Source organism: Streptosporangium sp. NPDC006013 (genome assembly GCF_040614275.1).
Classification (GTDB): Bacteria; Actinomycetota; Actinomycetes; order Streptosporangiales; family Streptosporangiaceae; genus Streptosporangium.
This window is the reverse complement of the sequence record NZ_JBEXUE010000404.1, coordinates 1-9229: the sequence shown is the minus strand read 5'-3', so window position 1 is coordinate 9229 and position 9229 is coordinate 1. Positions and strand designations below refer to the sequence as shown.

8 protein-coding genes are annotated in these 9229 nt (G+C 69.6%); 2 read left to right on the top strand and 6 right to left on the bottom strand.

The features are described from left to right. Window positions 1-139: 139 nt before the first annotated feature. The 4 genes from ABZ260_RS39370 to ABZ260_RS39355 form a co-directional block, all read right to left on the bottom strand. Window positions 140-1594 (bottom strand): glycoside hydrolase family 3 N-terminal domain-containing protein, encoded by a 1455-nt coding sequence (locus ABZ260_RS39370; RefSeq protein WP_355627721.1) that lies wholly within the window; start codon window positions 1592-1594, stop codon window positions 140-142. Window positions 1595-1701: 107 nt separating this feature from the next. Continuing rightward, window positions 1702-2583, bottom strand: coding sequence for a carbohydrate ABC transporter permease (locus ABZ260_RS39365; RefSeq protein WP_355627718.1), 882 nt, complete (start codon window positions 2581-2583; stop codon window positions 1702-1704). Next, a complete protein-coding gene (locus ABZ260_RS39360) occupies window positions 2580-3590 on the bottom strand; it encodes a sugar ABC transporter permease (protein WP_355549002.1) in 1011 nt (336 codons plus the stop codon). The genes ABZ260_RS39365 and ABZ260_RS39360 overlap by 4 nt, the downstream gene beginning before the upstream one ends. A 2-nt stretch (window positions 3591-3592) precedes the next feature. After that, complete coding sequence (locus ABZ260_RS39355) at window positions 3593-4930, bottom strand: sugar ABC transporter substrate-binding protein (protein ID WP_350913098.1); 1338 nt, start codon at window positions 4928-4930, stop codon at window positions 3593-3595. 207 nt (window positions 4931-5137) lie between these two features. Here ABZ260_RS39355 and ABZ260_RS39350 point away from each other — a divergent pair, with 207 nt between their 5' ends. Both ABZ260_RS39350 and ABZ260_RS39345 read left to right on the top strand, forming a co-directional pair. Beyond that, window positions 5138-6310 (top strand): ROK family transcriptional regulator, encoded by a 1173-nt coding sequence (locus tag ABZ260_RS39350; RefSeq protein WP_355627715.1) that lies wholly within the window; start codon window positions 5138-5140, stop codon window positions 6308-6310. Window positions 6311-6524: 214 nt separating this feature from the next. Further along, window positions 6525-7169, top strand: a complete 645-nt coding sequence (locus ABZ260_RS39345) for a M15 family metallopeptidase (RefSeq protein ID WP_350913102.1) — start codon at window positions 6525-6527, stop codon at window positions 7167-7169. Window positions 7170-7449: 280 nt separating this feature from the next. On the opposite strand, the gene ABZ260_RS39340 is transcribed toward ABZ260_RS39345, so the two are convergent. Next, entirely contained in the window at window positions 7450-8409 is a 960-nt protein-coding gene (locus ABZ260_RS39340) for an NlpC/P60 family protein (RefSeq protein WP_355627711.1), read from the bottom strand. Between the two features lie 374 nt (window positions 8410-8783). Further along, complete coding sequence (locus ABZ260_RS39335) at window positions 8784-9119, bottom strand: hypothetical protein (RefSeq protein ID WP_355627708.1); 336 nt, start codon at window positions 9117-9119, stop codon at window positions 8784-8786. Window positions 9120-9229 lie beyond the last annotated feature (110 nt).

Sequence of the window (9229 nt, the reverse complement as noted above, 5' to 3'; positions counted from 1 at the left end):
ACCAAACGAGCACAGCGACACCCCGGGCTCCGTGATACTCCACCGGAAAGAAGAAGCCCCCGCCCCCTCCCGCCGGGAACGAATACCAGCGAAAGCCGCGAGAACCGCGGGGGGCGGGCCGCGTCGTGACGAGGTGCGGTCAGACGCCGAGGAGTTCGGCGGCGGCCTGCGCGTTGGCGCGGGCGGCGCCGTAGGTGGCCACGTAGGTCACGCCCTCGGGGCGCCAGATGGGCAGGCCCATCTCGACCACCGTGGTGTCGGGGCGGGCGGCCAGCAGCGCGGAGATCACCGACTTGCTGGCCTCGTAGCGATGGGCGTCCTTGACGACGACGATCAGGGAGCGGCCCGAGGCGCGTTCCAGGATGCCCGGCACGTCGGCGGCCTCCGGCTTGACCCGCAGCACCTCCGCCCGCGGCAGCAGCGGCGTGAAGCCCCACGGCACGTCGCCGACCGCGATGGTCGGCGGGGTGTCCACCTCCACCACCAGCGGGTCGACCGGGGGAGGCGCCGAGCCGGTGAGGCTGACCGCGCGGCGGGCGGCGGTGAGACCGATCACGTCCCGCTCGGCCTCACCCGTGCGGGGCGTGCCGAACCAGGCGCGCAGGGCGGACACCCGCTCGGCGGCCTCCTCCAGGCGGGTCGCGGGCAGCCGCCCGTCCAGTACGGCGGCGACGATCTCGTCCAGGATCCGGTGGACGTCGTCCTCGGTGGGGATCGGGCCGAGGCAGAGCAGATCGGCTCCGGCGGCGAGGGAGAGCACCGAGCCGCCTGCCAGGCCGTAGGTGTCGGTGACGGCCCGCATGTCGAGGGCGTCGGTGACGATCAAACCGTCGTAGCCCAGCTCGCCGCGGAGCAGGCCGGTCAGGGTGGCGGGGGAGAGCGTCGCGGGGAGCCCGCCGGTGACGGCGGGGACACGCACGTGCGCGGTCATGATGGACCTGGTTCCGGCCTCGATCGCGGCGCGGAAGGGCACGAGCTCGCGCTCGCGCAGCAGTTCGGCGGAGGCGTCGACGAGCGGGACCTCCAGGTGGGAGTCCTGCCGGGTCGCGCCGTGGCCTGGGAAGTGCTTGACACAGGCGGCCACACCCGCCGACTGCAGGCCGTGTACGGCGGCGACGGTGTGCCGGGCGACGAGCGCGGCCTGAGCCCCGAACGAGCGGGTGCCGATCACCGGGTTGTCCTCGGCGGTGTTGACGTCCGCGGACGGGGCCATGTCCAGGTTGACGCCGCACCGGGCCAGGTCGTCGCCGATGGACCGGTAGACCCGCCGGGTGAGCTCGACGTCGTCCACGGCGCCGAGGGCGGCGTTGCCGGGATACGGGCTGCCGACGTGGTAGGCGAGCCTGGTGACGTCGCCCCCCTCCTCGTCCAGTGAGATGACCGGGTCGCTTGTCTCACGCAGACGGGAGGTGAGGGCGGACAGCTGCACGGCGTCGGCGACGTTGAAGCCGAAGAGCGTGACGCCGCCGAGACCGTTCTCCAGCTCCCGCAGGACCCACTCGGGTGCCTCGGTGCCCTGGAACGCGGCGAGCAGAGTGCCGGCCGCGAGACGACGCAGCCCCTGATCGCCGCGATCCGCGATGAGCTCAGACATGTCGGTAGGTGTTCCTTACCTGAGATGTAGGGGAGCGGACATGGAACAGGCAGGGCTGGTACGGCTCGCGCCTTGTGGGTGCGAGCCGTACCAGCACCGATGGGGGATCAGCCCTTGACGGCGCCCGCGACGAGTCCGGAGACCATCCGCCGCTGCACCAGGAGAAAGAAGACGATGACCGGGATGGTCATCAGGGTGGAGGCGGCCATGATGCCGCCCCAGTCCACCGACCGCTGGCTGACGAAGTAGCGCAGCGCCACGGGCATGGTGTAGCTGCCCTGGTCGCCGATGAGCGTCAGCGCGAACACGAACTCGTTCCACGCGGTGATGAACGAGAAGATGCTCGTCGCGACGAGGCCGGGGGCCACCAGCGGGAACAGCACCCGCCAGAAGGTGGCGAACCGGCTCGCGCCGTCGATCCAGGCAGCCTCCTCCAGTTCCTTGGGAACCGCCGCGACGAAGGTGCGCAGCATCCAGATGGCGAACGGCAGCGTCATCGCGACGTTCACCACGATGAGGCCGAGGAGCTGGTCGTACAGCCCGGCCCGCCTGACCATCATGAACAGCGGGATGAGCAGTGCCTCGCCGGGGACCATCTGCACGATGAGCAGCAGGATCAGGAACGAGGTGCGCCCGCGGAAGCGGAAGCGGGCCACCGCGGTCGCCGCCAGCAGCGAGAAGACCGCGCCGATGAGCACGGTGCCGAGGGCCACGATGGAGCTGTTGAGCAGGTAGCGCCAGATGGAGTGGCCGGCGACGCCCTCGGTGAAGACCCGCCGCACGTGTTCGAGCGTGGGGTCGGTGGGGAAGGGGATGAAGTCCGTCGTGAAGATCTGCTCGCTGCTCTTGAAGGCGGTGCTCACCATCCAGTAGACGGGGAAGACCGCGAACAGGAACACCAGGACGGCCGCGGTGTTCAGGCCGATGTTGCCGAGTCGCTTACGCTGCCGGAGATTTCCCCGCGGCCCGCGCCTGCCGTACGTCGTCATCGCACGTCCTCCGTTTTCACGATCTGGCGGACGTAGAAGAAGGTGATGAAGAGCAGGATCAGCGTCAGCACCACCGCGATGGCCGCGCCCATGCCCATCTTGGGCGGCGCGCTGAAGGCCTGGGTGAAGGCGAACAGCGACAGGTTGAACGCCTCCCGGTTGGAGGTGCCGCCCGCCAGCACGAACAGCTGGGTGAAGACCTTGAAGTCCCAGATCACCGAGAGCACGGTGAGCACCGCGAAGACCGGCTTCAGCAGCGGGAAGGTGATCTTCCAGAAGATCCGCCACGCGGAGGCGCCGTCCACCCTGGCCGCCTCGTACAGCTCCTTGGAGATGCTCTTCAGCCCGGCCAGCACCGAGACCGCGATGAACGGGAACGACGCCCAGACCACCGCGATGATCAGCACCAGGTAGATGGTGAACGCGTCGTTCAGCCACGGCTCGCCGGTCCAGTCGGAGCGGCCGAACAGCAGGGAGGAGAACCAGTCGGGCAGCGCGTTGAGCGCCCAGTTGATGACCCCGGACTCCGCGTCGAACAGCCAGCGCCAGATGATCGCGGTGGCGATCTGCGGGGTGGCCCAGGCGGCCATGATGCCGATGATCAGGAAGGTCGACATCTTCTTGCCCAGCTTGTGCAGGAGCAGGCCGACCAGCGTGCCGAGCAGCAGGGTGAGCGCCACCGTGACGACGGCGAAGACCACCGTGTTACGCAGCGAGGTCCAGAACAGCTCGGACTCGATGAGCTTCTGGTAGTTCTCCAGGCCGACGGACTCGGCCGGTACCCCCCGGATCTGCCGTAGTCCCACGTTCTGGAAGGACATGACGACCATCTGGAAGAGCGGGTAGAGCAGCAGGCCCGCGATGACGATCAGGCCGGGGACGAGCAGCGCGTAGGGGACCACCCGGACGGGCAGCCCGGACCTGCGCGGGGGCGTGGCGCCTCGGTGCCCCCGCGCCGGGACGGAGGGGGAGCCCCCGTCCCGGGCGATGGTTGAGGTGTTCGCCATGACTACTGGTTCAGGATCTCTTCGAGTTCCTTGTTGGCGTCGGCCAGCGCGGTGTCGACGTCCTTCTTACCCTCGATGACCGAGCGGGCCGCGCTCTGCAGGACCGCCTTGGTGTCGTTGGCCTCGGCCCAGTTGGTGTCGTTCGGGAAGCCCTTGGCGACCTTGAAGGTCTCGGCGAACGGCGCCTGCACCGGGTCGGACGCGTACTCGGTCAGAGCCTCCGGGTAGAGCGGCAGCAGGCCACCCTCCTTGGCGTAGCGGGTGCCGAACTCCTTGCCGGCGGCCAGCTTGACGTACTCGGCGGACAGTTCGAGGTTCTTGGTGTCCTTCCAGATGGCGATGTCGTTGCCGCCCTGGAAGGCCGGGGCCGGGCCGCTGCCGTCCTTGGCCGGGAGCGAGAAGAAGGACATCTTCGAGTCGTCGACCTTGCCGCCGCTCTGCTCCTTGATCGTGGTGATGTCCCAGCCGCCGGTCACGTACATGCCGACCTTGCCGTTGGCGAAGCGGGTCGCGATGTCCACCGAGTTCTGGGTCAGCGCGGACTTGCGCGAGACGCCGTGCTTGGTCACCAGGTCGGTGTAGTACTGGAAGCCCTCCTTGAACCCGGGCTCGGTCAGCTTGCCGACCCACTTGCCACCCTCGAACGCGGCGAAGTCGCCGCCGGCCGACCAGACGAACGGGGAGAGCGACATGTTGGCGTCGGAGCCGCCGTTGAAGGCGAAGCCGTCGACGTCCTTGCCCTTCTTGGCGACGATCTTCTTGCCCGCCTCGACGAGCTCCTCCCAGGTCTTGGGCACCTCGATCTTCAGGTCCTCGAACCAGTCCTTGCGGTAGAGGACGGCGCGGGTGCCGCCACCCCACGGGGCGGCGTAGATCTTGCCGTCCACCGTCTCGTAGCCCCACAGGTTCTGCGGGATCTGCTGGAAGTCGGGGGCGGCCTTGACGATGTCGGTGATGTCGGTCAGCGCGTCCTGCGCCACCCAGGCGGCGACCTGGTCGTTGCCGAACTCGGTGACGTCGGGGCCCTCGCCGCCGGCGAGCGCGGCGGTCCACTTGGCCTGCGCGTCGGGCCAGGGCACCCACTGGAGCTTGACCTCGGCGCCGGTGGTCTCCTTGAACTTGGCGTTCAGGTCGCCCATGAGCTTGTTCTGCTTCTCGTCCGGAGCGCCGAGGCGCCAGACGGTCAGGGTCTGACCTGCGAACTTGGGTCCGGACGCGGCGGGTGCCGACGCGTCGGAGCCGGCGGCCGGGGTGGCGGGCTCGCTGCTGCCACACGCGGCGAGACCCAGGGCGAGGGCGGCCGTGGTGGCCGTCGTGGTGGCGATTCTCGCGAACTTCACTGGAGTTCTCCCTTTCAGGCTTTCGCCGGAGTTTGCGCTCATCTGTTATGGCCGGGGTCCCCGCGACCCTCTGCACTCACTGGGAGCTGTCGGAACTGTCACAACCCGCGGTCCCGATCACTTGCCTGCGGGCTGGCTAGGGATAAACTAACAAGAAACTTTCTTAAAAGAAACGATCGTTAGCGGATCGTGACGGGGAGGACGGCCTTGTCCACACGCCCGGGGACCCCCCGGTTGCTGCGCCAGCTCAACGACCGCGCGGCGCTGGAGCTCCTGCTGTCCAGTGGCCCGCTAACCCGGGCTGAGCTGGGAGAACACACCGGGCTCTCCAAGGTGACCGCGGGTCAGCTGCTCGCCAGGCTCCAGGAGCGAGACCTCGTCGCGGTGGTCGGCGAGCAGGCCGGCGGGCGCGGCCCCAACGCCGCGCTCTACGGGGTGGTGCCCTCCTGCGCGTACGTGGTCGGGCTTGACGTGCTCCCCGACCGGATCAGCGCCGGGATCGCCGACATCACCGGCACACTCGTCGCCGAGGTCTCGGCCGACCCCAGCGGGCACGACGATCCGGTACGGCTGGTGCGCGGTGCGGTCGGCCAGGCGTGCGGGGCCGCGGGCATCGGCGCGGACCGGCTCCGCGCCTTCGTGATCGGTACCCGGGGCGTCGTCGACCCCGGCACCGGCGACGTGCGGTTCTCCTTCGACCTGCCCTCCTGGCACAACGGCGTGCTCGCCGAGCTCCGTCGCGACCTCGGCGTCCCGGTGACGATCGAGAACGACGTGAACCTGGCCGCGCTGGCCGAGCGCGCGCACGGCGCGGCGCTGGGCGTCGACGACTTCGTGCTCGTCTGGGCCGGGGTCGGCCAGGGGCTCGGCGTCATGCTGGGCGGGCGGCTGCACCGCGGTTTCACCGGCGGCGCGGGTGAGATCGGCTGGCTTCCCGTCCCGGGCGAGCCGCTCCCCACCGACGTGAGCGAACCCCAGTCGGGCTCGTTCCAGCGCCTGGTCGGCGGCGACGCCGTGGCCGGGCTCGCGAGCGCCTACGGCATCGGTTCCGCCGCCGACGCGACTCCGGTGGGGGAGCGGGTCCGTACGGCCGTCGCGGAGGGTGCCGAGGCCTTTCTGGACGAGTTGGCCGGGCGGCTGGCGGTCGGTGTCGCCGCGGTCGCCGTGGTCCTGGACCCCGGGCTGATCGTGCTCAGCGGCGACGTCGGCAGGGCGGGCGGGGACGCGCTCGCCACCAGGGTGCAGGATGCCGTGGCCCGGGTCTGCCCGAGCCAGCCCAGAGTCGTGGTCTCGCGGGTCAGGGGCAACCCCGTGCTGCGCGGCGCGCTGGTGTCGGCGCTGCAGCAGGCTCGGGAGCAGGTGTTCTCCGACACCGTCTGACGTTACTGCCTGACGTTACCGTCTGACGTTCCTCCGCCCGGAGGACGCCGGCTGCCGACCCGTTCTCGATCCTCGCGGGTTCCTTGCCGGCCGGTGGGGTTCCGGAGCGCCGCTCTGCCGGGAAGGCCGAAGTTGACGATCCGCCGACCGGCCCGTGACCCCTTCTGGAGGACTGGGTCTCCAACCGGCAGGTGTTTGGTGAAGAATTGCCGTCATGCGTGACATCGTGCTGATCTCCGACGCCCGAGTCGCCTCGATCCCCGTCGAGGAGTCCGGTGAGCCCTTGATCGACGTGCGGGGGCGGTTGGAGACGGACGGGCGGCTCGCCGACGCCGAGGGGGCCTTCGCCCACCTGAGGCTCGGGCTGCTGGACCGGCTGGAGAAGGCGCAGGCGCAGCTTCCCGGGGGATACCGGCTGCTGGTCGTGGAGGGCTACCGGCCGCTGGCGACCCAGAAAAAGATCTTCGATGACTACTCGGCGGAGTTGCGGGCGACATTTCCGGAAATGTCGCCCGCGGAGCTCCGGAGTGCGGCGAGCCGCTACGTCTCGCCCGTCGAGATCGCCCCGCACACCGCGGGAGCGGCGGTCGATCTGACCCTGTCCGCCGAGGACGGGACCGAGCTCGACATGGGCACCCCGCTCAACGCCACCCCCGAGCAGAGCGGCGGCGCCTGCTACACCGAGGCCCCCGGCCTGTCGGCCGAGGCCAGGCACCACCGCAAGATCCTCGGTGCGGCCCTGGAGGCGGTCGGCCTGGTCAACTATCCCACCGAGTGGTGGCACTGGTCCTACGGCGACCGCTACTGGGCCATGACCACCGGCGCCCCCTGCGCCGTCTACGGCCCGACCTCCACCTGACCACGGCTAACGGCTACTCGCCCGTCCGGCCGCGATCCGCCCCGCCGTCGAGGAACCGTTCTCGCAGCTCACCACGCGCGAACGCCAGGTCCTCGATCCCATCGCGGCGGGGTTGTCCAACCGCCGGAGCGCCTGGCCCTGTCACCGAAGACCGTCCGCGACGACATGTCCAACGTCTTCGCCAGGCTCCAGGTCGCCGACCGCGCCCACGCCGTCATCCGCGCCCGCGAAGCGGGCCTCGGCCGCCGGGTCGGAGCGTCCGGCGTCGACGGGAGCGGTGTCAGGGACGGACCGCGCCGAGGAGCCGGCCCCACCAGTAGTCGTCGAGGTCGACCACTTTGATGATGTCGCCGGTCCGCGGGGCGTGCACCATCTTGCCGTTGCCCGCGTACATGCCCATGTGGCCCAGCCCCTTGCTGAAAAGCAGGTCACCGGGCTGCAGCCGGTTCAGATCCAGGGGTACCCGCCTGTTGGCCCCCCAGCTCCACTGCTCCCAGGTGGTGCGGGGGATGCTGACCCCGGCGTTGCGCCAGGCGGTTTGCGTCAGGCCTGAACAGTCATACGATCCCGGTCCCTCCCCGCCCCACTGGTACGGCTTGCCGATCTGCGCGTAGGCGAACTGCAGAGCGGTCCTCGCGTTGCCGGAGGCTGAGCCGGTGTAGGTGATGCCGGCACTGTTGGGGTCGCCGACCCGGAAGGCGCCGAGCCTGCGCAGCAGCTTCGTCTGCTCGGCGATCAGGCGCTTGGTCCTGGTCCTTTCCGCGGCCAGCGTGTCTCGCGCCTTGTCCGCTTCGGTCAGCGCGTCCTTGGCCTTGCCATGCTGCAGTCTCAGGGCTCGGGTGGCGGTGTCGAACGTACGCAGCGACTCCGCGTGCCCGGCCGATATCTGGTCGACCGCGGCCATGCCGCTCAGGAGTGAGCGTGGGTCGTCGCTGGAGATGAGCCCCGCCCCGCCGCTCAGCCCGCCGGCCTGGTAGGTGCTGACGGCCAACGTGACGAGGTTGCGGCGCAGGGCGTCGACTGATTCGCGCTGCTGACCGTAGACCTTGTTCAGCTTGTCGTAGTGCTTCTTGGCCTTCTTCCAGCGCTCGTTGGCCAGGTTGTAGCGGTCGACGATCTTGCCGGCCTGGTCATTGAGCTTCGCGAGTTTCGCCCTGGCCTGGGAGAGGCTGGGCTGTGGCTCGGCGACCGCTCCGTCGAGAGGTGACAGCAGGACGGCGATCACGACTCCCGCCGCCACAGGTATCCGTCTGACTCGCACCGGCATGCCTGCAACGGCCACTGTGTGATGCCTTCCCTTGTCCCGATGTCGGGCGAAATGCTACAGAAGCAGGACAGGCTATTCACCCTTTACTCCGTATTTCCGCATCGGTACGAGACGATCATGCTTGGCGTCCGGGCGGGGCTGTGGATCCGCCCGCGATGCGCCCTGTCACATGCTTGCTGCTCAACACGGATTTCCGAAGCTTGTTCGGGGGCCTCACCGGCTGCCGGCCCGGCTGAGGGTGAGAGGTCGTTGGGCGAATGGAATGACTATCAGCCGTAGTAGAAGGCACCCCATGTCGTGCCGGGCAGCCGAGCGTGTGCGGTCGGTGCGTTGGGGATGAACCGGCCTCAGCCTGTGTCGGCTCGGCCGGGTGTCAGGACGGCGGCCACGAGGGCCGCGGCGACCGCGGTGACCGCGGCGAGGATATAGCCGCTGGTGAACCCGGAAAGCGTGTCCCCGATCAGGCTGGCCGCTGCGACGCTGGAGATGGCGGCGGCTCCGATGGAGGCGCCGAACTCGTGGAATGTGCTGACGATGCCGGAGGCGATGCCGGATTCGTGTGGGGCCACCTGACCGAGAGCGGTCGCTGACGCGACGACGAAGAGTGCGCCGGCCCCGGCGGCTGCGAGCGCCGTGCCCGCCACCACGGTCGCGGTGTGCATCGACAGGGCGGGCACGGTCATGCCGATCGCGGCGATGAGCAGCCCGGCAGCACCAGGATCGCGACCGGCACGAGCAGGGGGAGGATGACGGGGAAGCGGTTGATGCTGCTGGAGTCGAGCGGCGTCACCAG